The organism is Pseudomonas sp. GM48 (genome assembly GCF_000282335.1).
GTDB lineage: Bacteria > Pseudomonadota > Gammaproteobacteria > Pseudomonadales > Pseudomonadaceae > Aquipseudomonas.
In genome coordinates this window covers 38,478-59,514 of record NZ_AKJM01000038.1, presented here as the reverse complement: position 1 = coordinate 59,514, position 21,037 = coordinate 38,478, and the positions used below count along the sequence as shown (strand labels likewise).

At 60.2% G+C, this 21,037-nt stretch carries 23 protein-coding genes; all 23 read left to right on the top strand.

All coding sequences use genetic code 11. The features are described from left to right. Positions 1 to 82 precede the first annotated feature (82 nt). The 23 genes from fliS (at position 83) to flhB (ending at position 20,799) form a co-directional block, all read left to right on the top strand. Positions 83 to 478 carry a flagellar export chaperone FliS gene (fliS, locus tag PMI28_RS23210; protein WP_007983404.1) on the top strand — a complete coding sequence of 132 codons (396 nt, stop codon included), beginning with the start codon at positions 83 to 85 and terminating at the stop codon, positions 476 to 478. 10 nt (positions 479 to 488) lie between these two features. After that, positions 489 to 785, top strand: a complete 297-nt coding sequence (locus tag PMI28_RS23215) for a hypothetical protein (protein ID WP_007983402.1) — start codon at positions 489 to 491, stop codon at positions 783 to 785. A gap of 172 nt (positions 786 to 957) precedes the next feature. Next, positions 958 to 2,433, top strand: coding sequence for a sigma-54 dependent transcriptional regulator (locus tag PMI28_RS23220; protein WP_007983400.1), 1,476 nt, complete (start codon positions 958 to 960; stop codon positions 2,431 to 2,433). A 110-nt stretch (positions 2,434 to 2,543) separates the two neighbouring features. Then, positions 2,544 to 3,740: a sensor histidine kinase gene (locus PMI28_RS23225; protein WP_007983398.1), complete on the top strand. Its 1,197-nt coding sequence runs from the start codon at positions 2,544 to 2,546 to the stop codon at positions 3,738 to 3,740. Between the two features lie 5 nt (positions 3,741 to 3,745). Then, positions 3,746 to 5,131, top strand: coding sequence for a sigma-54-dependent transcriptional regulator (locus PMI28_RS23230; RefSeq protein WP_007983396.1), 1,386 nt, complete (start codon positions 3,746 to 3,748; stop codon positions 5,129 to 5,131). 239 nt (positions 5,132 to 5,370) lie between these two features. Beyond that, a complete protein-coding gene (gene fliE / locus PMI28_RS23235) occupies positions 5,371 to 5,697 on the top strand; it encodes a flagellar hook-basal body complex protein FliE (protein ID WP_007983394.1) in 327 nt (108 codons plus the stop codon). Between the two features lie 16 nt (positions 5,698 to 5,713). Next, the gene (fliF, locus tag PMI28_RS23240) at positions 5,714 to 7,501 is read left to right on the top strand and encodes a flagellar basal-body MS-ring/collar protein FliF (RefSeq protein WP_007983393.1); all 1,788 of its coding nucleotides are present in this window, start codon (positions 5,714 to 5,716) and stop codon (positions 7,499 to 7,501) included. Then, complete coding sequence (gene fliG, locus PMI28_RS23245) at positions 7,494 to 8,513, top strand: flagellar motor switch protein FliG (RefSeq protein WP_007983391.1); 1,020 nt, start codon at positions 7,494 to 7,496, stop codon at positions 8,511 to 8,513. The genes fliF and fliG overlap by 8 nt, the downstream gene beginning before the upstream one ends. 4 nt (positions 8,514 to 8,517) lie before the next feature. Next, entirely contained in the window at positions 8,518 to 9,315 is a 798-nt protein-coding gene (fliH, locus tag PMI28_RS23250) for a flagellar assembly protein FliH (protein WP_007983389.1), read from the top strand. After that, on the top strand, positions 9,305 to 10,663 hold the full coding sequence (gene fliI / locus PMI28_RS23255; protein ID WP_007975340.1) for a flagellar protein export ATPase FliI: 1,359 nt from the start codon (positions 9,305 to 9,307) through the stop codon (positions 10,661 to 10,663). Before fliH ends, fliI begins: the two co-directional genes overlap by 11 nt. 6 nt (positions 10,664 to 10,669) lie before the next feature. Continuing rightward, positions 10,670 to 11,119: a flagellar export protein FliJ gene (gene fliJ / locus PMI28_RS23260; RefSeq protein WP_007983386.1), complete on the top strand. Its 450-nt coding sequence runs from the start codon at positions 10,670 to 10,672 to the stop codon at positions 11,117 to 11,119. Positions 11,120 to 11,331: 212 nt separating this feature from the next. Continuing rightward, on the top strand, positions 11,332 to 11,640 hold the full coding sequence (locus PMI28_RS23265) for an STAS domain-containing protein (RefSeq protein ID WP_007983384.1): 309 nt from the start codon (positions 11,332 to 11,334) through the stop codon (positions 11,638 to 11,640). Positions 11,641 to 11,645: 5 nt separating this feature from the next. Continuing rightward, the gene (locus PMI28_RS23270; protein WP_007983381.1) at positions 11,646 to 13,367 is read left to right on the top strand and encodes a fused response regulator/phosphatase; all 1,722 of its coding nucleotides are present in this window, start codon (positions 11,646 to 11,648) and stop codon (positions 13,365 to 13,367) included. A 15-nt stretch (positions 13,368 to 13,382) separates the two neighbouring features. Next, positions 13,383 to 13,745 carry an Hpt domain-containing protein gene (locus PMI28_RS23275; RefSeq protein ID WP_007983379.1) on the top strand — a complete coding sequence of 121 codons (363 nt, stop codon included), beginning with the start codon at positions 13,383 to 13,385 and terminating at the stop codon, positions 13,743 to 13,745. 100 nt (positions 13,746 to 13,845) lie between these two features. Beyond that, positions 13,846 to 15,222 carry a flagellar hook-length control protein FliK gene (locus PMI28_RS23280; RefSeq protein WP_007983377.1) on the top strand — a complete coding sequence of 459 codons (1,377 nt, stop codon included), beginning with the start codon at positions 13,846 to 13,848 and terminating at the stop codon, positions 15,220 to 15,222. 182 nt (positions 15,223 to 15,404) lie between these two features. Next, entirely contained in the window at positions 15,405 to 15,908 is a 504-nt protein-coding gene (gene fliL, locus PMI28_RS23285) for a flagellar basal body-associated protein FliL (RefSeq protein WP_007983375.1), read from the top strand. Between the two features lie 9 nt (positions 15,909 to 15,917). Then, positions 15,918 to 16,886, top strand: coding sequence for a flagellar motor switch protein FliM (gene fliM / locus PMI28_RS23290; RefSeq protein WP_007983373.1), 969 nt, complete (start codon positions 15,918 to 15,920; stop codon positions 16,884 to 16,886). 66 nt (positions 16,887 to 16,952) lie between these two features. Further along, positions 16,953 to 17,399, top strand: coding sequence for a flagellar motor switch protein FliN (fliN, locus tag PMI28_RS23295; RefSeq protein ID WP_007983370.1), 447 nt, complete (start codon positions 16,953 to 16,955; stop codon positions 17,397 to 17,399). After that, positions 17,400 to 17,846 carry a flagellar biosynthetic protein FliO gene (gene fliO / locus PMI28_RS23300; protein ID WP_007983368.1) on the top strand — a complete coding sequence of 149 codons (447 nt, stop codon included), beginning with the start codon at positions 17,400 to 17,402 and terminating at the stop codon, positions 17,844 to 17,846. Continuing rightward, positions 17,846 to 18,604 carry a flagellar type III secretion system pore protein FliP gene (gene fliP, locus PMI28_RS23305; RefSeq protein WP_007983366.1) on the top strand — a complete coding sequence of 253 codons (759 nt, stop codon included), beginning with the start codon at positions 17,846 to 17,848 and terminating at the stop codon, positions 18,602 to 18,604. Before fliO ends, fliP begins: the two co-directional genes overlap by 1 nt. Then, complete coding sequence (fliQ, locus tag PMI28_RS23310; RefSeq protein ID WP_007983364.1) at positions 18,601 to 18,870, top strand: flagellar biosynthesis protein FliQ; 270 nt, start codon at positions 18,601 to 18,603, stop codon at positions 18,868 to 18,870. The genes fliP and fliQ overlap by 4 nt, the downstream gene beginning before the upstream one ends. Before the next feature lie 3 nt (positions 18,871 to 18,873). Then, positions 18,874 to 19,656, top strand: a complete 783-nt coding sequence (gene fliR / locus PMI28_RS23315; protein WP_007983361.1) for a flagellar biosynthetic protein FliR — start codon at positions 18,874 to 18,876, stop codon at positions 19,654 to 19,656. Between the two features lie 3 nt (positions 19,657 to 19,659). Further along, complete coding sequence (flhB, locus tag PMI28_RS23320) at positions 19,660 to 20,799, top strand: flagellar biosynthesis protein FlhB (protein ID WP_007983359.1); 1,140 nt, start codon at positions 19,660 to 19,662, stop codon at positions 20,797 to 20,799. The last annotated feature ends 238 nt before the right edge of the window (positions 20,800 to 21,037 follow it).

The following is a 21,037-nucleotide window of genomic DNA, read 5'->3' as shown; positions in this document are numbered from 1 at the left end:
GGTTTTTGTCTTTTGATCTAAAGTTCCTTGGTTCGCGGACGATACACTGGTCATACGAGTCATTGTGGTAATGAGGTAGAACATGAATCCAATGTTAGCCCTTCGGCAGTATCAGAAAGTGGGCGCACACGCCCAGACGTCCGAAGCGAGTCCGCATCGTTTGGTGCAAATGCTCATGGAAGGTGGCCTGGACCGTATCGCCCAGGCCAAAGGTGCCCTGGAGCGCAAGGACATTCCCGGCAAGTGCCTGTCGATCAGCAAGGCGATTGGCATCATCGGTGGCTTGCGTGAAGGTCTGGATCTTGAAAACTGCGCCGATACCGTGGGCGAACTCGACAGTCTTTACATCTACATGATGAAGCGCCTGGCCGAGGCGAACGTCAGCAGCGATCCGAAAATTCTCGATGAGGTCGCAGGCTTGCTGCGCACGGTGAAAGAAGGCTGGGACGGCATTGCTGAGCCAGGTCCGCAGTTCTAAGGAGATCGCCATGAGTCTTGTATTGCAGCGAATAGAACAAACTCGCGAAGCGCTGGTCGGTGCTCTGGCCGAGCGCAACTGGGAAGCCATCGGTCAATTGGACCTGGATTGCCGTTCCTGCATGGAAGACGTCTTGAGCGAGGCTTCGCTGGACGAGGAGTTACTGCGCAACAACCTTGAGGAGTTGCTGTATGTCTACAAGCAGCTGCTTGAGGTAGCGATGGGTGAGAGGCAGGCGATAGTCGACGAAATGTCTCAGATCCAGCAAGCGCGAAACGCGGCAAAGGTTTACCATCTGTTTGGATAATTAACCTCAAGTTAATCCAGACATGTGCGCCATAAATTTGACTGTGCACGGTTTTTTGACTTAACTAGTGGCTGGTTCCAGATTTCAGTCGTCTTCAGGCATAACGTGTCTGCAAGCGTCTAGCTTGCCCCAGCATTTTGGGCATTGAGTTGACTAGGGAAGTTGCTATTGCATGTGGCGTGAAACCAAAATTCTGCTTATTGATGACGATAGCGTCTGCCGCCGCGACATGGCGGTGATTTTGAATTTTCTCGGCGAAGAAAATTTACCCTGCGGTAGCCATGACTGGCAGCAGGCTGTCGGCTCTTTGTCGTCAAGTCGTGAAGTAATCTGTGTCCTCATCGGGACGGTAAATGCTCCTGGTGCACTTCTGGGCTTGTTAAAGACACTCTCGACCTGGGATGAGTTCCTTCCGGTTTTGTTAATGGGTGATAATTTTTCCATTGACTTGCCGGAAGACCAGCGTCGTCGAGTGCTTTCGACTCTCGAAATGCCACCCAGCTACAGCAAATTGCTCGACTCGCTGCACCGTGCCCAGGTCTATCGCGAGATGTACGACCAGGCCCGCGAGCGCGGTCGTCATCGCGAACCCAATCTTTTCCGCAGTCTTGTCGGCACCAGTCGGGCGATTCAACACGTTCGCCAAATGATGCAGCAAGTAGCCGACACCGATGCCAGCGTGCTGATCCTCGGTGAGTCCGGCACTGGCAAGGAAGTGGTTGCGCGCAACCTGCATTACCATTCCAAGCGCCGCGAGGCGCCGTTCGTGCCGGTCAACTGCGGGGCGATCCCGGCCGAGTTGCTGGAAAGCGAATTGTTCGGTCATGAGAAGGGTGCCTTCACCGGCGCAATCACCAGCCGCGCAGGTCGATTCGAACTGGCCAATGGCGGCACCCTGTTCCTTGATGAAATCGGCGACATGCCGCTGCCGATGCAGGTCAAGCTGCTGCGCGTGTTGCAGGAGCGCACCTTCGAGCGCGTGGGTAGCAACAAGACCCAGAGCGTCGACGTGCGCATCATTGCGGCGACCCACAAGAATCTCGAAAGCATGATCGAGATCGGCACGTTCCGCGAAGACTTGTACTACCGCCTGAATGTGTTCCCGATCGAGATGGCGCCGCTGCGTGAACGCGTCGAAGACATTCCGCTGCTGATGAACGAGCTGATCTCGCGCATGGAGCACGAGAAGCGCGGTTCAATTCGCTTCAACTCGGCGGCGATCATGTCGCTGTGCCGCCATGGCTGGCCGGGCAACGTCCGTGAACTGGCCAACCTGGTGGAGCGCATGGCGATCATGCATCCGTACGGCGTGATCGGCGTGGTCGAGTTGCCGAAGAAGTTCCGCTACGTCGACGATGAAGACGAGCAAATGGTCGACAGTCTGCGCAGTGATCTGGAAGAGCGCGTGGCCATCAACGGTCATTCGCAAGACTTCACGGCCAATGCCCTGTTGCCGCCGGAAGGCCTGGACCTGAAGGACTACCTTGGCGGTCTGGAGCAGGGGTTGATTCAGCAGGCGCTGGATGACGCCAATGGCATTGTGGCGCGCGCGGCCGAGCGGCTTCGTATCCGTCGTACCACGCTGGTAGAAAAGATGCGCAAGTACGGCATGAGCCGTCGAGATGGAGATGAGCAGGCGGATGATTGACGCCTGTTTTTCAATCCATTGATTTATAAGAAGCTTTTTTTAGGCACGGGTATTGCTACGTCCCTCGCAACGTTCCGTTTAACTGACGGTCAGCCAAGCGAGAGAGCACGATGCCCCAAGCCGCCCAGATGTCTCCTGTCCCTGATGCGTCCGTAGAGCAGGCGAGCCGGCTTGGCCTTGAGCAGGCATTCGCACTGTTTAATCAGATGTCGAGCCAGTTGACCGACTCCTACAGCATGCTTGAAGCCCGGGTCACCGAGCTCAAGGGTGAACTGGCGGTGGTCAGCGCCCAGCGCATGCAGGAGCTGGCGGAAAAAGAGCGCCTGGCCAACCGCCTGCAAAACCTCCTTGATCTGTTACCCGGCGGTGTCATCGTCATTGACGCCCAGGGCATCGTGCGCGAAGCCAATCCGGCGGCGTGCGAGTTGCTGGGGCTGCCGCTCGAAGGTGAATTGTGGCGCCACGTCATTGCCCGTTGTTTTGCACCTCGCGAAGACGATGGTCATGAAATCTCCCTCAAGGATGGTCGGCGTCTGTCGATCGCCACGCGCTCGCTGGACGCCGAGCCCGGCCAGTTGGTGTTGCTCAACGACCTGACTGAAACCCGCCATCTGCAGGATCAACTGGCCCGCCATGAGCGTCTGTCGTCGCTGGGGCGCATGGTCGCTTCGTTGGCTCATCAGATACGTACGCCATTGTCCGCCGCGTTGCTGTACGCCAGTCATTTGACCGAGCAAGAGCTGCCGGTCGCTACCCAGCAGCGTTTTGCCGGGCGCCTCAAGGAGCGCCTGCACGAGCTGGAGCACCAGGTGCGCGACATGTTGGTCTTCGCCCGTGGCGAGTTGCCGCTGACCGACCGTGTGACACCCGGTCAATTGATGCAGTCGTTGCAAGCGGCAGCGCTGACCCACGTGCAGGATCTGCCGATCCGCTGGCAGTGCGACAGTCATTCGGGGGAGTTGCTGTGCAATCGCGACACGCTGGTCGGCGCGATCCTCAATCTGATCGAAAACGCCATTCAGGCCAGTGCCAGTCAATTGCGCCTCAAGATTCACCTCTACACCCGCGGCAACAACCTGCGCCTGTGCGTCAGTGACAGTGGCGGCGGTATAGAGGCCGCCGTTCTGGCGCGATTGGGCGAACCCTTTTTTACCACCAAGGCCACCGGCACAGGTCTTGGCCTGACCGTGGTCAAGGCGGTGGCGCGTGCTCATCAAGGAGAATTACAGCTGCGTTCGCGGCTCGGTCGCGGCACTTGTGCGCAGGTGATCCTGCCGTTGTTCAGCAACGCTCAAGGAGCGGAGTGACACAGATGGGTATCAAGGTTCTGCTGGTCGAGGATGACCGTGCGTTGCGCGAAGCGCTGGCCGATACGCTAATGCTCGCGGGGCATGATTACAAGGCGGTGGGGTCGGCGGAGGAGGCGTTGGCTGCCGTCGGCGGCGAGGCCTTCAGCCTGGTGGTCAGTGACGTCAACATGCCTGGTATGGACGGCCACCAGTTGCTGGGCATGTTGCGAGCGCGGCAGCCGCAATTGCCGGTGTTGTTGATGACAGCTCACGGTGCGGTCGAACGTGCGGTCGATGCGATGCGCCAGGGCGCTGCGGATTACCTGGTCAAACCATTCGAGCCCAAGGCGTTGCTCGATCTGGTGGGGCGTCATGCCTTGGGCAGTCTGGGCCTGACCGAGGGTGAAGGGCCGGTGGCGTTCGAGCCGGCGAGCGCACAGTTGCTCGAGTTGGCGGCACGGGTTGCACGTAGCGATTCCACGGTGTTGATATCAGGCGAGTCGGGCACGGGCAAGGAAGTGCTGGCGCGTTACATCCATCAGCATTCTCATCGCGCCAGCCAGCCGTTCATTGCGATCAACTGCGCGGCGATTCCGGACAACATGCTCGAAGCGACGTTGTTCGGTCACGAGAAGGGTTCCTTCACCGGCGCCATTGCCGCGCAAGCCGGCAAGTTCGAGCAGGCCGACGGCGGCACCCTCCTGCTCGACGAAATTTCCGAAATGCCCCTGGGGCTTCAGGCCAAATTGCTGCGCGTGTTGCAAGAGCGCGAGGTTGAAAGGGTCGGGGCGCGCAAACCGATCGCGCTGGATATTCGTGTGGTCGCAACCACCAATCGCGACTTGGCGGGGGAGGTGGCGGCGGGGCGCTTCCGCGAGGATCTCTATTATCGCCTGTCGGTGTTTCCCCTGGCCTGGCGTCCGTTGCGCGAACGCACCGCCGACATCCTGCCGCTGGCCGAGCGTCTGCTGGCCAGGCACGTCAATAAAATGAAGCATGCGGCGGCCAGATTGTCGCCAGAGGCCCAGGCGTGCCTGATCGGTTATCCGTGGCCGGGTAACGTGCGCGAGCTGGACAACGCGATTCAGCGTGCGCTGATTCTGCAGCAAGGTGGCTTGATCCAGCCGCAGGATTTCTGCCTGGCCGGGTCGGTGACTTGCGCACCATTGCCGGCATTGGCGCAGGCTTCGGTGCGTCCTGTGGAGGTCGAGTCCGAGTCGGCCGGTGCGCTGGGTGATGATCTGCGTCGCCATGAGTTCCAGATGATTATCGATACCCTGCGCACCGAGCGCGGTCGCCGCAAAGAGGCGGCCGAGCGCCTGGGTATCAGCCCGCGGACCTTGCGCTACAAGCTGGCGCAGATGCGCGATGCCGGCATGGATGTGGAAGCCTACTTGTTCTCCACCTGAAAGTTGACGGAATCAATATTGATCTAAATGTGGGAGCGGGCTTGCTCGCGAATACGGTTTTCCATTCAACAGAGATGCTGACTGGTCTACAGCTTTCGCGAGCAAGCCCGCTCCCACATTTGTTTGCGGTGGTATTGGCTTTTGTTTAGAGCAGTCACGGAGCTGGCACCCTTGTTGCTAACACCTCAATACCCGCCGAGTGAGTGTCAAAAAATTGCGGGTCGTCAAAGAGAGAAACCATGAGCCAAGGTATTGAATTCAATCGGTTGATGCTGGATATGCGTGCCATGCAAATGGACGCCATGTCTGCGCCGAAGTCGGCTGCCGTCCCTGAAGTGGCGGGTAGCAGCTTTTCCGACATGCTCGGTCAGGCCGTCAATAAAGTGAACGACACCCAACAGGCTTCCAATCAGTTGGCCAGTGCCTTCGAAATCGGCAAAAGCGGCGTCGACCTGACCGACGTGATGATTTCCTCGCAGAAGGCCAGCGTGTCATTCCAGGCGTTGACCCAAGTGCGCAACAAGCTGGTTCAGGCTTACCAAGACATCATGCAGATGCCGGTTTAAAGGACGAGATTGAGTCATGGCAGAAGCAGTCGCCGATAACGTTCCGGCCAAGGCAACTTCGATAGACGGCAAGCCGCCGCTGTTCGGGTTGTCCTTCCTGGAAAACCTCTCCGAGATGACCATGTTGCGTCAGGTGGGCCTGTTGGTCGGCCTGGCTGCGAGCGTGGCGATTGGTTTTGCCGTGGTGTTGTGGTCTCAACAGCCGGACTACCGGCCTCTGTACGGCAGCCTTGCCGGCATGGACGCCAAGCAGGTCATGGAGACCCTGGCCTCCGCCGATATTCCGTACACCGTCGAACCCAATTCCGGTGCCTTGCTGGTCAAGGCCGATGACCTGTCCCGTGCGCGTCTCAAGCTCGCGGCTGCTGGTGTCACTCCCAGCGATGGCAACATCGGTTTTGAAATCCTCGACAAGGAACAGGGGCTGGGCACCAGTCAGTTCATGGAAGCGACCCGTTATCGTCGCGGCCTCGAAGGCGAACTGGCCCGCACCATTTCCAGCCTGAACAACGTCAAGGGTGCCCGTGTGCACCTGGCGATCCCGAAAAGTTCGGTCTTCGTGCGCGACGAGCGCAAGCCTAGCGCTTCGGTCCTGGTTGAGCTCTATTCCGGTCGCTCCCTCGAACCAGGCCAGGTCGTGGCGATCATCAACCTGGTGGCGACCAGCGTTCCCGAGCTGAGCAAGTCGCAGATCACCGTCGTCGACCAGAAGGGCAACCTGCTCTCGGATCAGGCGGAAAACTCCGAACTGACCATGGCCGGCAAGCAGTTCGACTACAGCCGTCGCATGGAAAGCATGCTCACCCAGCGTGTGCACAACATCCTGCAGCCGGTATTGGGCAACGATCGTTACAAGGCCGAAGTCTCGGCCGACGTGGACTTCAGCGCCGTCGAGTCGACTTCCGAGCAGTTCAATCCGGACCAGCCTGCCCTGCGCAGCGAACAGTCGGTCAACGAACAGCGTACCGCCAGCAACGGACCGCAAGGTGTGCCGGGTGCCTTGAGCAACCAGCCGCCATCGCCGGCCTCCGCGCCGCAAACCACTGGCGGCGCCACCGCGTCGGCCGGCATGGTGCAGCCAGGCCAGCCGCTGATCGATGCCAACGGCCAGCAAATCATGGACCCGGCCACCGGTCAGCCAATGCTCGCACCGTACCCGGCGGACAAGCGTCAACAATCCACCAAAAACTTCGAACTCGACCGTTCCATCAGCCATACCAAGCAGCAACAGGGGCGATTGAATCGCCTGTCGGTGTCGGTGGTGGTCGACGATCAGGTCAAGATCAACCCGGCCAATGGCGAAACCACCCGTGCGCCGTGGAGCGCAGATGAATTGGCGCGTTTCACTCGTCTGGTTCAGGACGCGGTCGGCTTCGATGCCAGCCGTGGTGACAGTGTCAGCGTAATCAACATGCCGTTCTCCGCCGAGCGCGGTGAGGTGATTGCCGATATTCCGTTCTACTCCCAGCCGTGGTTCTGGGACATCGTCAAGCAAGTGCTGGGTGTGCTGTTCATCCTGGTGCTGGTGTTCGGCGTGCTGCGTCCGGTGCTCAACAACATCACCGGCGGCGGCAAAGGCAAACAGTTGGCTGGTATCGGTAGCGACGTCGAGTTGGGCGGCATGGGCGGTCTGGATGGCGAGTTGGCCAACGACCGTGTCAGCCTCGGTGGCCCGACCAGCATTCTGCTGCCGAGCCCGAGCGAAGGCTATGACGCTCAGTTGAACGCAATCAAGAGTCTGGTGGCAGAAGATCCGGGTCGTGTGGCCCAGGTCGTGAAAGAGTGGATTAACGCAGATGAGTGATAACCGAGCCGTTGCCGCCAAACTGTCCAAGGTCGACAAGGCCGCAATCCTGTTGCTGTCCCTGGGCTCCACCGACGCGGCCCAGGTGCTGCGCCACATGGGCCCGAAAGAGGTTCAGCGCGTGGGTGTGGCCATGGCCCAGATGGGGAATGTGCACCGCGAGCAGGTCGAGCAGGTGATGAGCGAGTTCGTCGATATCGTCGGCGACCAGACCAGCCTGGGCGTCGGCTCCGACGACTATGTGCGCAAAATGCTCACCCAGGCCCTGGGCGAAGACAAGGCCAATGGCCTGATCGACCGCATCCTGCTCGGTGGCAACACCAGCGGCCTCGACAGCCTGAAGTGGATGGAGCCGCGTGCCGTCGCCGATGTGATCCGTTATGAGCACCCGCAGATCCAGGCAATCGTGGTGGCGTATCTCGATCCGGACCAGGCCGGTGAAGTCCTTGGCAATTTCGACCACAAGGTTCGACTGGACATCATCCTGCGGGTCTCCTCGCTGAACACCGTACAGCCAGCGGCCCTGAAAGAACTCAACCAGATTCTCGAGAAACAGTTCTCCGGCAATTCGAATGCCTCGCGCACCACCCTGGGTGGCATCAAGCGTGCGGCCGACATCATGAACTTCCTCGACAGCTCGATCGAAGGTCAACTGATGGATTCGATTCGCGAAGTCGACGAAGACCTGTCCGGTCAGATCGAAGACCTCATGTTCGTCTTCAACAACCTGGCCGACGTCGACGACCGCGGGATTCAGGCGCTGCTCCGCGAGGTGTCTTCCGATGTGCTGGTGCTGGCCCTCAAGGGCTCGGACGAAGGCGTCAAGGAGAAGATCTTCAAGAACATGTCCAAACGTGCGGCCGAACTGTTGCGCGACGACCTGGAAGCCAAAGGCCCGGTGCGCGTCAGCGACGTGGAGACCGCGCAGAAGGAAATCCTCACCATCGCCCGCCGTATGGCCGAAGCCGGAGAAATCGTTCTCGGCGGCAAGGGCGGCGAGGAAATGATCTAACGCCATGGTCAAGAATGATGATGCACCCACTGACCTGATCCGGGCCAGGGATGTCGGTGGCTTCGAGTCCTGGGCGCTGCCCAGTTTCGATCCCCCGGAACCCGAGCCGGAACCTGAGCCGGAACCCGAACCGCCGGAGATGGAGGAAGTGCCGCTGGAGGAAGTCCAGCCGCTGACCCTCGAAGAGCTCGAAAGCATTCGTCAGGAAGCCTACAACGAAGGCTTCGCGGTGGGCGAGAAGGAAGGTTTCCACAGCACCACGCTCAAGGTTCGCCAGGAAGCCGAAGTAGCGCTGGCTGCCAAGATCGCCGGTCTGGAGCAACTGATGGCGCACCTGTTCGAGCCCATCGCCGAGCAGGATACCGAGATCGAAAAATCCCTGGTCGACCTCGTGCAACACATCACCAGACAGGTGATCCAGCGCGAACTGGCCATCGATTCGACGCAGATCGAACACGTCATGCGTGAAGCCCTCAAGCTCTTGCCTTTGGGCGTGGGTAATGTGCGGCTGTACATCCATCCGCAGGATTTCGAACAAGTCAAAGCCCTTCGCGAACGCCATGAAGAAACCTGGCGCATCGTCGAGGACGAATCGTTGTTGCCCGGCGGTTGCCGGGTCGAAACAGAACACAGTCGCATCGACGCCACAGTCGAAACCCGCGTTGCGCGGGTGATGGACAAGCTGTTCGATCAGTTGCACGAGCAGTCCTTGCACCCGGCCGCGCCGGACCTGAGCCTGGAGTTGCCGACCGACAGCAAACCGGCTGCCGCGCCAGAACCGGATGCGCCTGATGCGCCTTGAACGCACCAGTTTCGCCAAACGCCTGGGCAGCTACGCCGAGGCCACGGGACTGGAGGGCGCACCGATCCTTGAGGGCCGCCTGCTACGCATGGTCGGCCTGACCCTCGAAGCCGAGGGCCTGCGCGCCGCCATGGGCAGCCGTTGCATGGTCATCAATGACGATAGCTATCACCCGGTGCAGGTGGAAGCCGAGGTCATGGGTTTCTCTGGCAGCAAAGTCTTTCTGATGCCAGTCGGCAGTGTTGCCGGTATCGCACCCGGCGCCCGAGTGGTACCCCTGGCGGATACCGGTCGCCTGCCCATGGGCATGAGCATGCTCGGGCGGGTACTCGACGGTGCCGGTCGCGCACTGGACGGCAAGGGCGGGATGAAGGCCGAGGACTGGGTGCCGATGGATGGCCCGACCATCAACCCGCTCAAGCGTGAGCCGATCAGCGAGCCGCTGGACGTCGGTATCCGCTGCATCAACGGCATGTTGACGGTCGGTCGTGGTCAGCGGCTCGGCCTGTTTGCCGGTACCGGTGTCGGTAAATCGGTGTTGCTGGGGATGATGACGCGCTTCACCGAGGCCGACATCATCGTCGTCGGGCTGATCGGTGAGCGGGGTCGTGAGGTCAAGGAATTCATCGAGCATATTCTCGGCGAAGAAGGGCTCAAGCGTTCGGTGGTGGTGGCGTCCCCGGCGGACGATGCGCCCCTGATGCGTCTGCGTGCCGCGATGTATTGCACGCGCATTGCCGAGTATTTCCGCGACAAGGGCAAGAATGTCCTGCTGCTCATGGACTCCCTGACCCGTTTCGCCCAGGCCCAGCGGGAAATTGCCCTGGCCATCGGCGAGCCGCCGGCGACCAAGGGCTATCCGCCATCGGTGTTCGCCAAGCTGCCGAAACTGGTGGAGCGGGCCGGCAACGCGGAGAAGGGCGGTGGCTCGATCACGGCGTTCTACACCGTGTTGTCCGAAGGCGATGACCAGCAGGACCCGATTGCCGACTCGGCGCGGGGCGTGCTCGACGGACACATCGTGTTGTCCCGGCGCCTGGCCGAGGAAGGGCATTACCCGGCCATTGATATCGAGGCGTCCATCAGCCGGGTCATGCCGGCGGTGGTATCGCCGGAACATATGACCCGTGCACAGTACTTCAAGCAACTGTGGTCGCGTTACCAGCAAAGCCGCGACCTGATCAGTGTTGGCGCCTATGTCGCCGGCGGCGACCGTGAGACCGATCTGGCGATTTCCCTGCAGCCGCAATTGGTCAAGTACCTGCGCCAGGGCCTCAACGACAGCATCAGCCTGGGCGAAAGCGAAGCGTATCTCGCCTCGATCTTCGCGCCCGCGGCAGGCGGTTAAGCGGTCATGGCCCAGAGTCGGGCAGGAAGGCTGGCGCCTGTGGTGGAAATGGCTGAAAAGGCCGAGAAAACCGCAGTCCAGCGCCTGGGACATTTTCAAGGACAGGTTCGCCTGGCGGAAAGTAAACTCGCCGACCTCGAAGCCTTCCGTCTCGACTATCAGGAACAATGGATCGTACGCGGCAGTGGCGGCGTCTCGGGCCAGTGGCTGCTGGGTTATCAGGGCTTTCTCGCGCAATTGGGCACGGCCATCGACCAGCAGCGGCAAAGCCTGGCCTGGCATCAGAACAATCTGAACAAGGCTCGGGAAACCTGGCAGCAGGCGTTTGCCCGGGTCGAAGGTTTGCGTAAGCTGGTTCAGCGCTATGCCGATGAAGCGCGGGCGCTTGAAGACAAGCGTGAGCAAAAGTTGTTGGACGAATTATCTCAGCGCTTACCGCGGCAGGATCAGTATTGAATTGAATCAGGTGGACGGCGTTATCATTCATCGCGGGCAAGCCACGCTCCCACAGGTTTTTCGCCAACTTTGAAATGGCGCAAATCCTGTGGGAGCGTGGCTTGCCCGCGAAAGCGATCTCGCTGACTCCACATATTTCCAGCCTTGCCCCAACCACTACCAACTGCTAAACCTTGTACAAGCAGGTTTACCAATGACAAGGAAGCCATGACATGCCAGTTGTTACAGAAGTCTCACCCGATGGACAAAAGCTGACGATATCGGTCAAAGGACGATTCGATTACGCCAAGCATCAGGAATTTCGTGAGTCTTATGAGCGCCCCAACGGCAAGTTGCCGAGTTCGATAGTCGTCGATTTGAAAGACGCCACCTACCTCGACAGCTCGGCCCTGGGCATGCTGCTGTTGCTACGCGATCACGCCGGTGGCGATGATTCCGATGTGCGCGTCATCAACAGCAGTACCGACGTGCGCAAAATCCTCGCCATTTCCAACTTCGACAAGCTGTTCGACATCAGTTGATTACCATGCAGCCACAGGAGCCGCTGACGATCCTGATTGCCGAGGACAGCGCCGCCGATCGCATGCTGTTGTCGAGCATCCTGCGCCGCCAGGGGCACGAAGTGCTGACGGCGGCCAACGGCATCGAAGCGGTCGACGCGTTTCGCCAGCAACGACCGCACCTGGTGTTGATGGATGCGATGATGCCGGTCATGGACGGCTTCGAGGCGGCCCGGCAAATCAAGGCCCTGGCCGGGGAAACCCTGGTGCCGATCATCTTCCTCACTTCGTTGTCCGAGAGTGAAGCCCTGGCCCGTTGTCTGGAGGTCGGCGGTGACGACTTTCTGGCGAAACCCTATAACCAGGTGATTCTCGCTGCCAAGATCAAGGCAATGGATCGCTTGCGACGCTTGCAAGATACCGTGCTGCAACAGCGTGACCAGATCGCCAGGCATCACGACTACCTGCTCAACGAGCAGCGCGTGGCCAAGGCTGTTTTCGACAAGGTGGCGCACTCGGGCTGCCTGAATGCCGCTCCGAATATCCGTTATCTGCAATCGCCCTATGCGCTGTTCAACGGCGACCTGTTGCTGGCCGCGTTCACGCCGGCCGGAGACATGCATGTGTTGCTGGGCGACTTTACCGGCCACGGCTTGCCGGCGGCGGTGGGCGCCATGCCCTTGGCCGAAGTCTTCTACGGGATGACCACCAAGGGCTACGGCCTGGCAGAAACCCTGCGCGAGATGAATGCCAAGCTCAAGCGCATCCTGCCGGTGGACATGTTCTGTTGTGCCACGATGTTGTGCCTGAGTTTTCAGCGTCGTTCAGTGGAAGTCTGGAACGGCGGAATGCCGGACGGTTACCTGCACCGCATTGCCAGTGGCGAGCGCACCCCTCTGCCGGCGCGGCACCTGCCTTTGGGGGTGCTGAGCCCGGAATCCTTCGATGAGCGTACCGAGGTGTTTCCCATGGCGCTCGGGGATCGGGTGTTTCTCCTGTCCGATGGCGTGATCGACACCTGCGACGCCAATGATCAGTTGTTTGGCGTGCGGCGATTGCAGCAGGTGTTTGCCGCCAATCGCCATCCGGATGCGTTGTTCGAAGAGATCAAGCAAGCGCTGCGTCATTTCGGCGGAGAAGCCCGCGACGATGTCAGCATGGTCGAGATCAGCCTGCTGGAGCCGGCACAGATCACTGCGCCGGCGTTGGTCTACTCCGACAGCGGCCAGTCCTGTCCGCTGGACTGGTCGGTGAGTTTCGAGTTTCGCGCCGCCACGCTCAAGCGATTCAATCCATTACCCTATCTGTTGCAATTGTTGCTTGAGGTCCATGGCCTTCGGGCGCAAAGCGGAGCGCTCTACAGTGTGCTGGCGGAACTCTATTCCAATGCGCTGGAGCATGGCGTACTGGGGCTGGATTCGAACCTCAAGCGCGATGCCTCGGGGTTTGCGCGGTATTATGAAGAGCGCAATACCCGGCTGGACGAGCTGCAGGAAGGCTATGTTCGGTTGCATTTTCAGGTGACACCAACAGACGACGGCGGTTGCCTGAAGATTCACATCGAAGACAGCGGCAAGGGTTTTGATGTCCAGCGGGTGATGGCAAGGCCGGTGGATGACATCCGCCTGTCGGGACGTGGGGTCAGTCTGATCCGCCAGTTGGGGCGTAATGCCCGCTGGACCGACGATGGTCGAAGTGCACGCGTGGAGTTTATCTGGGACGCTCAGGCATACTCCGCGCATTCTTGATCAGGGAGTGAGCAAGTGGACGACAAACATGTGGATCGCGACGTGCTGAGTGCATTGCGCGAAGTGATGGAAGACGGCTATCCGGAACTGCTGGATGTCTTTCTTGCGGACTCCGAAGAGCGCCTGAAAGTCCTGAGAGCGGCTGTGAGAACGGCTGACAGTGCCGCACTACTCGTTGAAACCGCCCATAGCTTCAAAGGCAGCTGCAGCAACATGGGCGCACTCAGGCTGGCCGAGCTATGCCATCAACTTGAACAGCAGGCCAAAGATTTGCCATGGGCCGCCGTTCAGGAACTGGTCCGTGAAATCGACCGCGAGTTCGCCGGTATCCGGCCTCAATACGAAGCTGAACGACAGCGTTGCCCGGCGAAAATCTGAGTATTCGCTGCGTTTGATCTCCTTCGAGTGAAACTGGCTCGACCTTTGCAGTTAATTCTTCCAACTGTACTTACGAGCCCCGTGCAGCGGAGACCGTTTCATGCCCGTTACCCCCAATATTCTGCTTCAGGCCTCCAGGCAGGCCAAGACTCAGGCCGCCTCCGCCAATCCTCCGGCGCTGGTCGCTGAGCCCGGGGACAAGGCCGCAAGCTTCGCGCATGTCTATGCCAATCAGGCCCAGAACAAGCCCGGTGCGTTGGCGGATGCCTCGGGCAAGCCGGGTCGCGACAAAACCGCTGATGTCGCCGGAAAAACAGACGCTGGCGACGACAAATCTGCCGCCGGGGAACCGGTGGTTGCCGATGGCGGCAAATCCTTGCCTGCCGACGCGCCGGTGCAGGCTGACGACAAGTCCGCCGACGATAAAGCGTCAGACGCCGATCAGACTCCGGTCGTGGATGCCGCGCCGCTCGATCCGGCTCTTGATCCTTCTTTGCAGCAAGTCCTTCAGCCTGTAGTGCCGGCACCGGTAGCCCCCGTCGTTGCCGACACCGTGCAGCCTGCCGTTGAAGCGCCGGTTGCCGCAGCTGCTACGGCGTCGACTACAGCGACAGCTACAGCTGCGCCGGCACTGGCCATGACCGATGGCGATTTCGATCCCTCGACCGATCCTCTCGATGCATTGCCGGCAGTGCGCCTGGCGATGGAGCAGAGCGGTCACGTATCGGCCACCAGTCAGGCGCAGCCCAAGGCTGCTCCGACACAGGCGCAAGCCCAGGCTGACGGTGAGCTGACATCGGCGCAAAACTTTACCGCCGGCATGGCGGCCATGCTGGATGTTCAGTCTGACAAGAACAGCACCAGCCAGGGCGACGACAAGGCGTTCAGCGGGTTGATCGATGACGGTCTGAAGGACCTCAAATCCGCCAGCAGCGACACCCGTGTCGATGATTTCGCCAACCGCCTGGCAGCGCTGACCCAGGCGGCCACACCGAAGACCGCCAATGCCTTGCCGGTGAACCAGCCGATCGCCATGCACCAGAGCGGCTGGACCGAAGAGGTGGTGAACCGGGTCATGTACCTGTCCAGTGCCAATCTCAAGGCCGCGGACATCCAGTTGCAGCCCGCTGAGCTTGGGCGTCTGGACATTCGGGTGAACATGGTTCCCGACCAGCAGACTCAGGTCACGTTCATGAGTGCGCATCCGGGGGTCCGTGAGGCGCTGGACGGCCAGGTGCATCGCTTGCGCGACATGTTTGCGCAGCAGGGCATGGGGCAGGTCGATGTCAACGTTTCGGACCAGTCCCGTGGTTCGCAGCAAGGTCAGGAACAAGCCCGGCAAAGTCAAAGCGGGCGGACCAGCACCAGCGGCGGTCGCCTCGATTCAATGGATGACGACATGGCTCCGGGCATTGCTGAGGTGGCTGCCAATACCACCAGCGTGATCGGCTCCAGCGCGGTCGATTACTACGCCTGATCAAACGCAAACCCCCTGTAGGAGCGAGCTTGCTCGCGATGATCGTTAACGATAGCGCGTGTTTATTGGCTAAACGCGGCGCTCTTGAATTCTTCGCGAGCAGGCTCGCTCCTACATGGCATAACACTTGCTCTTGCCTTGCCGTGCGACTGTGAAAACCCGAATAGTGACGGATTATTGGCATGGCGAAGAGCGACGCAGCAGTAAAAGACCCCGCAACCAAAGGCAAACTCAAGCTGATTATCGTGATCGTGGTGGCCCTGCTGCTGGCGATTGGTGTGTCCGTGGGGGCGACCTGGTACTTCATGCACAGCGCTCAGAGCAAGCCTGCCGCCGACGTGGCGCAAACCGCTCCCGTCGGCAAGCAGCCAGCGATTTTCGAGTCGATGGCGCCGGCTTTCGTGGCCAATTTCAACCAGAACGGTCGCCAGCGCTACATGCAAGTAAGCATCACCATGCTCGCCCGTAACCAGGCGGATCTGGATGCACTCAAGGTCCATATGCCGGTCATCCGCAATAACCTGGTCATGCTGTTCTCCGGGCAGGACTTTGCGACCCTCGCGTCGCCGGTCGGTCAGGAAATGCTACGGCAGAAGGCCACCGCCAGCGTGCAGGAAGTGGCGCAGAAAGAGCTTGGCAAAGTGGTGATCGAACAGTTGCTTTTCACTAATTTCGTACTGCAGTAGGAACACGACATGGCCGTGCAGGACCTGCTGTCCCAGGATGAGATCGACGCGCTGCTGCATGGCGTCGATGACGGTCTGGTACAGACCGAAAACGCTGCCGAACCCGGCAGCGTCAAAAGCTACGACCTGACCAGCCAGGATCGCATCGTCCGTGGACGCATGCCGACCCTGGAAATGATCAACGAGCGTTTCGCCCGCTATACCCGCATCAGCATGTTCAACATGCTGCGTCGCTCGGCAGACGTGGCGGTCGGCGGCGTGCAGGTGATGAAGTTCGGCGAATACGTGCACTCGCTGTACGTGCCGACCAGTCTCAACCTGGTCAAGATCAAACCCTTGCGCGGCACCGCGCTGTTCATTCTCGACGCCAAGCTGGTGTTCAAGCTGGTGGACAACTTCTTCGGCGGTGACGGCCGGCACGCAAAGATCGAGGGGCGTGAATTCACGCCGACCGAGCTGCGTGTTGTGCGCATGGTGCTGGAGCAGGCGTTCGTCGATTTGAAGGAAGCCTGGCAGGCGATCATGGAAGTCAACTTCGAGTACATCAACTCGGAAGTGAACCCGGCCATGGCCAACATCGTCGGTCCGAGCGAAGCCATTGTGGTGTCGACCTTCCACATCGAGCTCGATGGCGGTGGCGGCGATCTGCACGTGACCATGCCGTACTCGATGATCGAGCCGGTGCGCGAAATGCTCGACGCCGGCTTCCAGTCGGACCTCGACGACCAGGACGAGCGCTGGGTCAACGCCTTGCGCCAGGACGTGCTGGACGTCGACGTGCCGATCGGTGCGACGGTGGCTCGTCGTCAGCTGCGCCTGCGCGACATCCTGCACATGCAGCCGGGGGATGTGATCCCGGTCGAGATGCCGGAAGAAATGATCATGCGCGCCAACGGCGTGCCGGCCTTCAAGGTCAAGATGGGCTCGCACAAGGGCAACCTGGCGTTGCAAGTGATCGAGCCGATCGAGCGCCGTTGACCGGCGCTCGTACCCATTCGCGATTAACCGAATTCTGAACTTTTGCTCGCCGAGGACACTGACAATATGAACACGCAAGACGACCAGGCTCTGGCCGATGAGTGGGCCGCGGCCCTGGAAGAAACCGGTGATGCCGGGCAAGCCGACATCGACGCCCTGCTGGCAGCCGATTCCGGCAGTTCCGCGTCCAACCGCCTGCCAATGGAAGAGTTCGGCAGCGTGCCGAGAAACAACGATCCGGTCAGCCTCGAAGGCCCGAACCTGGACGTGATCCTCGACATCCCGGTGTCGATTTCCATGGAAGTGGGCAGCACTGACATCAACATCCGCAACTTGCTGCAACTGAACCAGGGTTCGGTGATCGAGCTTGATCGCCTGGCCGGTGAGCCGCTGGACGTGCTGGTCAATGGCACGCTCATCGCCCACGGCGAAGTGGTGGTGGTCAACGAGAAGTTCGGCATCCGCCTGACGGACGTGATCAGCCCAAGCGAACGCATCAAGAAGCTGCGCTGAGTGAAAAAGGTTCTGGGGGCTTTGCTGGGGGCAGCGCTGGCCATGCCGATCAGTGTGCTGGCGGCCGAACCGGTTGCCACGGCCGCTGTGCCTGCGGTGAGCAGTGGCGTGGCTGGCCAACTGACGCAACTGGTGTTCGGCTTGCTGCTGGTACTGGGGCTGATCTTCCTTCTCGCCTGGCTGCTGCGTCGGGTCCAGCAGGCCGGTCCGGCTGGCAAAGGGCAGGTGATCGAGATTGTCGGCTCCCGCGCGCTGGGGCCTCGCGACCGTCTGATGCTGGTGCAGGTTGGCAACGAGCAGATCCTGTTGGGCCTGAGTCCTGGCAGCATTACTGCGCTGCACGTCCTCAAGGAGCCGGTGCAAGTGCCGAGTACCGAGAAACCGACACCGGAGTTTGCACAGCGCCTGCTGGAAATGCTGGGTAAAGATCAGAAGGATAAGAAGTAATGGGTGCGCTACGCATCGTCTTGACGCTGACCCTGATGCTGGCTGCGCCGCTGGCATTCGGCGCCGATCCGCTGTCGATCCCGGCGATCACCCTAGGCACCAATGCGCAGGGTGCGCAGGAATATTCGGTCAGCCTGCAAATCCTGCTGATCATGACCGCGCTGAGTTTTATCCCGGCGTTTGTCATGCTGATGACCAGTTTCACCCGGATCATCATTGTCTTCTCGATCCTGCGCCAGGCACTGGGCCTGCAACAGACGCCATCGAACCAGATCCTCACCGGCATGGCGCTATTCCTGACCCTGTTCATCATGGCGCCGGTGTTCGACCGGGTGAACCAGGATGCCCTGCAGCCGTATCTGGCGGAAAAGCTGACGGCCCAGGATGCGGTCGCCAAGGCGCAGGTGCCGATCAAGAACTTCATGCTGGCCCAGACCCGCACCAGCGATCTGGAGCTGTTCATGCGCCTGTCCAAGCGTACTGACATCGCGACGCCGGATCAGGCACCACTGACCATCCTGGTGCCGGCCTTTGTGACCTCCGAGCTGAAAACGGCGTTCCAGATCGGCTTCATGATCTTCATTCCGTTCCTGATCATCGACTTGGTCGTGGCCAGTGTACTGATGGCGATGGGTATGATGATGCTCTCGCCGCTGATCATTTCCCTGCCGTTCAAGATCATGTTGTTCGTGCTGGTGGATGGCTGGGCGCTGATCATCGGCACGCTGGCCAGCAGCTTCGGCGGTGTCTCGCCATGACGCCAGAAGTCGCGGTCGACATCTTTCGCGAAGCGCTGTGGCTGACCACCATGATGGTGGCGATCCTGGTGATTCCGAGTTTGCTGGTGGGCCTGCTGGTGGCGATGTTCCAGGCTGCCACCCAGATCAACGAACAGACCCTGAGCTTCCTGCCACGCCTGCTGGTGATGCTGGTGACGCTGATCGTCGGCGGTCCATGGATGGTGCAGACCTTCATGGATTACATCCTGCAGCTGTACGGCAGTATTCCTCAGGTCATCGGCTAAACCATGTCACTGCTTGCGCTGACCGATACGCAGATCAGCACCTGGGTGGCGACGTTCATGTTGCCGCTGTTTCGCGTCGGCTCCTTGCTGATGGTCATGCCGGTGTTTGGCACGACCCTGTTGCCCCGGCGCATCCGCCTGTATTTCGCCTTGGCCATTACCGTGGTCATCGCACCGGGCCTGCCGCCGATGCCCCCGGTGAATGCGCTGGATTTGAGTGGGCTGTTGCTGATTGCCGAGCAAATCCTCATCGGCGCGGTGATGGGCTTCGCCTTGCAGCTGTTCTTCCAGGCCTTTGTGGTAGCCGGGCAAATCGTTGCCATCCAGATGGGCATGGGCTTCGCCTCCATGATCGACCCGGCCAACGGCGTATCGACGGCGGTGATCGGGCAGTTTTTCACCATGCTGGTGACGCTGCTGTTCCTGTCCATGAACGGTCATCTGGTGGTGTTCGAGATCCTTACCGAGAGTTTCACCACATTGCCGGTGGGTGGCGGCTTGATGGTTAATCACTACTGGGAACTGGCTGGCAAGCTCGGTTGGGTACTTGGCTCGGCGTTACTGCTGGTGCTGCCGGCAATCACCGCGTTGCTGGTGGTCAACATCGCGTTTGGCGTCATGACCCGGGCGGCGCCGCAACTCAATATTTTCTCTGTCGGCTTCCCGCTGATCCTGGTGCTTGGCCTGTTCATCGTCTGGGTCGGGCTGGCGGACATTCTCAATCAGTATCAACCGCTGGCCTCCGAGGCCTTGCAGTTTTTGCGCGAAATGGCACGGGCGAGCTGAGTCATGGCTGAGAGCGAAAGCGGTCAGGACAAAACAGAAGACCCCACGGAGAAGCGCAAGCAGGACTCCCGTGAAAAGGGTGAGATAGCGCGGTCCAAGGAGCTCAACACCCTGGCGATCATGCTGGTCGGTGCCTCGGCGTTGCTGATTTTTGGCGGCGCCATGGCGCAGGACATGATGGAGCTGATGCGCATCAACTTTTCGCTGCCGCGGGAAGTGATTCTGGATCAGCGCTCCATGGCCACCTACCTGATGCGTTCGGGGCAAATTGCCCTGTGGTCGATCCAGCCAGTGATGATCACGTTGGTGCTGGCCGCCATCATCGGTCCGATTTCCCTGGGCGGCTGGCTGTTCGCGGCGAGCTCCATGGCGCCCAAGTTCAGCCGCTTGAATCCCGGCCCCGGCCTCAAGCGTATGTTCTCCACCAAATCGCTGGTCGAACTGCTCAAGGCCCTGGCCAAGTTCATCATCATTCTGTTCGTGGCACTGGCGGTATTGTCGTCGGACATCGATGACCTGCTGCGCATCGCCCATGAGCCCCTGGACATGGCGATCATTCACAGCCTGCAAGTGGTGGGCTGGAGCACCTTGTGGATGGCGTGCGGGCTGATCCTCATCGCTGTGGTGGACGTGCCGGTGCAGCTCTGGGAAAGCCACAAGAAACTGCTGATGACCAAGCAGGAAGTGCGTGACGAGCATAAGGATCAAGACGGGCGGCCGGAGGTCAAGCAGCGGATTCGACAGCTGCAGCGCGAGATGTCCCAGCGGCGAATGATGGCCGCGATTCCCGAGGCCGACGTGGTCATCACCAACCCGACCCACTACGCCGTGGCCCTCAAGTACGACCCGGAGAAGGGTAATGCGCCGGTGTTGCTGGCCAAGGGTAGTGACTTCCTGGCCTTGAAGATCCGTGAGATCGCAGTGGCCAACGAGATATTGCTGCTGGAGTCGCCGGCGCTGGCGCGCTCGATCTACTACTCCACCGAACTTGAGCAGGAAATTCCCGGCGGACTCTATCTGGCAGTCGCGCAGGTACTGGCTTACGTTTATCAGATTCGACAGTACCGGGCGGGCAAGGGTAAACGACCGGATCCGCTCAAGGATGACCTGCCGATTCCGCCGGATCTACGCCGCGATTCCTGAGTTTGTAGCAGCTGCCGAGCCCGCGAGGCTGCGTTCGAGGACGCAGTCCTCGCCGGGAACTGACGACTGCTGCGCAGCCGAACGCAGCCTCGCGGGCTCGGCAGCTGCTACGGATGGTTCGCGCGCTCATTTCGTTGATAAGCCCCTCTATTTCAAACCCCGCAAAAGTTGGAAAGCTTCTTGCAGTAGCCGCTCTGCGCCTGCTTCAGGCGTCAAAAGTTTGCTTTAAAGGAACGGG

Excerpts from the sequence above, each read along its gene's own strand:
- fliP (WP_007983366.1), top strand. The coding sequence starts at position 17,846 with ATGGGTGCGCTACGCATCGTCTTGACGCTGACCCTGATGCTGGCTGCG.
- PMI28_RS23230 (WP_007983396.1), top strand. The coding sequence starts at position 3,746 with ATGGGTATCAAGGTTCTGCTGGTCGAGGATGACCGTGCGTTGCGCGAA.
- fliN (WP_007983370.1), top strand. The coding sequence starts at position 16,953 with ATGAACACGCAAGACGACCAGGCTCTGGCCGATGAGTGGGCCGCGGCC.
- fliL (WP_007983375.1), top strand. The coding sequence starts at position 15,405 with ATGGCGAAGAGCGACGCAGCAGTAAAAGACCCCGCAACCAAAGGCAAA.
- fliF (WP_007983393.1), top strand. The coding sequence starts at position 5,714 with ATGGCAGAAGCAGTCGCCGATAACGTTCCGGCCAAGGCAACTTCGATA.
- PMI28_RS23270 (WP_007983381.1), top strand. The coding sequence starts at position 11,646 with ATGCAGCCACAGGAGCCGCTGACGATCCTGATTGCCGAGGACAGCGCC.
- PMI28_RS23280 (WP_007983377.1), top strand. The coding sequence starts at position 13,846 with ATGCCCGTTACCCCCAATATTCTGCTTCAGGCCTCCAGGCAGGCCAAG.
- PMI28_RS23220 (WP_007983400.1), top strand. The coding sequence starts at position 958 with ATGTGGCGTGAAACCAAAATTCTGCTTATTGATGACGATAGCGTCTGC.
- fliE (WP_007983394.1), top strand. The coding sequence starts at position 5,371 with ATGAGCCAAGGTATTGAATTCAATCGGTTGATGCTGGATATGCGTGCC.
- PMI28_RS23225 (WP_007983398.1), top strand. The coding sequence starts at position 2,544 with ATGCCCCAAGCCGCCCAGATGTCTCCTGTCCCTGATGCGTCCGTAGAG.
- fliQ (WP_007983364.1), top strand. The coding sequence starts at position 18,601 with ATGACGCCAGAAGTCGCGGTCGACATCTTTCGCGAAGCGCTGTGGCTG.
- PMI28_RS23265 (WP_007983384.1), top strand. The coding sequence starts at position 11,332 with ATGCCAGTTGTTACAGAAGTCTCACCCGATGGACAAAAGCTGACGATA.
- fliS (WP_007983404.1), top strand. The coding sequence starts at position 83 with ATGAATCCAATGTTAGCCCTTCGGCAGTATCAGAAAGTGGGCGCACAC.
- fliI (WP_007975340.1), top strand. The coding sequence starts at position 9,305 with ATGCGCCTTGAACGCACCAGTTTCGCCAAACGCCTGGGCAGCTACGCC.
- flhB (WP_007983359.1), top strand. The coding sequence starts at position 19,660 with ATGGCTGAGAGCGAAAGCGGTCAGGACAAAACAGAAGACCCCACGGAG.
- PMI28_RS23215 (WP_007983402.1), top strand. The coding sequence starts at position 489 with ATGAGTCTTGTATTGCAGCGAATAGAACAAACTCGCGAAGCGCTGGTC.
- fliG (WP_007983391.1), top strand. The coding sequence starts at position 7,494 with ATGAGTGATAACCGAGCCGTTGCCGCCAAACTGTCCAAGGTCGACAAG.
- fliR (WP_007983361.1), top strand. The coding sequence starts at position 18,874 with ATGTCACTGCTTGCGCTGACCGATACGCAGATCAGCACCTGGGTGGCG.
- fliH (WP_007983389.1), top strand. The coding sequence starts at position 8,518 with ATGGTCAAGAATGATGATGCACCCACTGACCTGATCCGGGCCAGGGAT.
- fliJ (WP_007983386.1), top strand. The coding sequence starts at position 10,670 with ATGGCCCAGAGTCGGGCAGGAAGGCTGGCGCCTGTGGTGGAAATGGCT.
- fliM (WP_007983373.1), top strand. The coding sequence starts at position 15,918 with ATGGCCGTGCAGGACCTGCTGTCCCAGGATGAGATCGACGCGCTGCTG.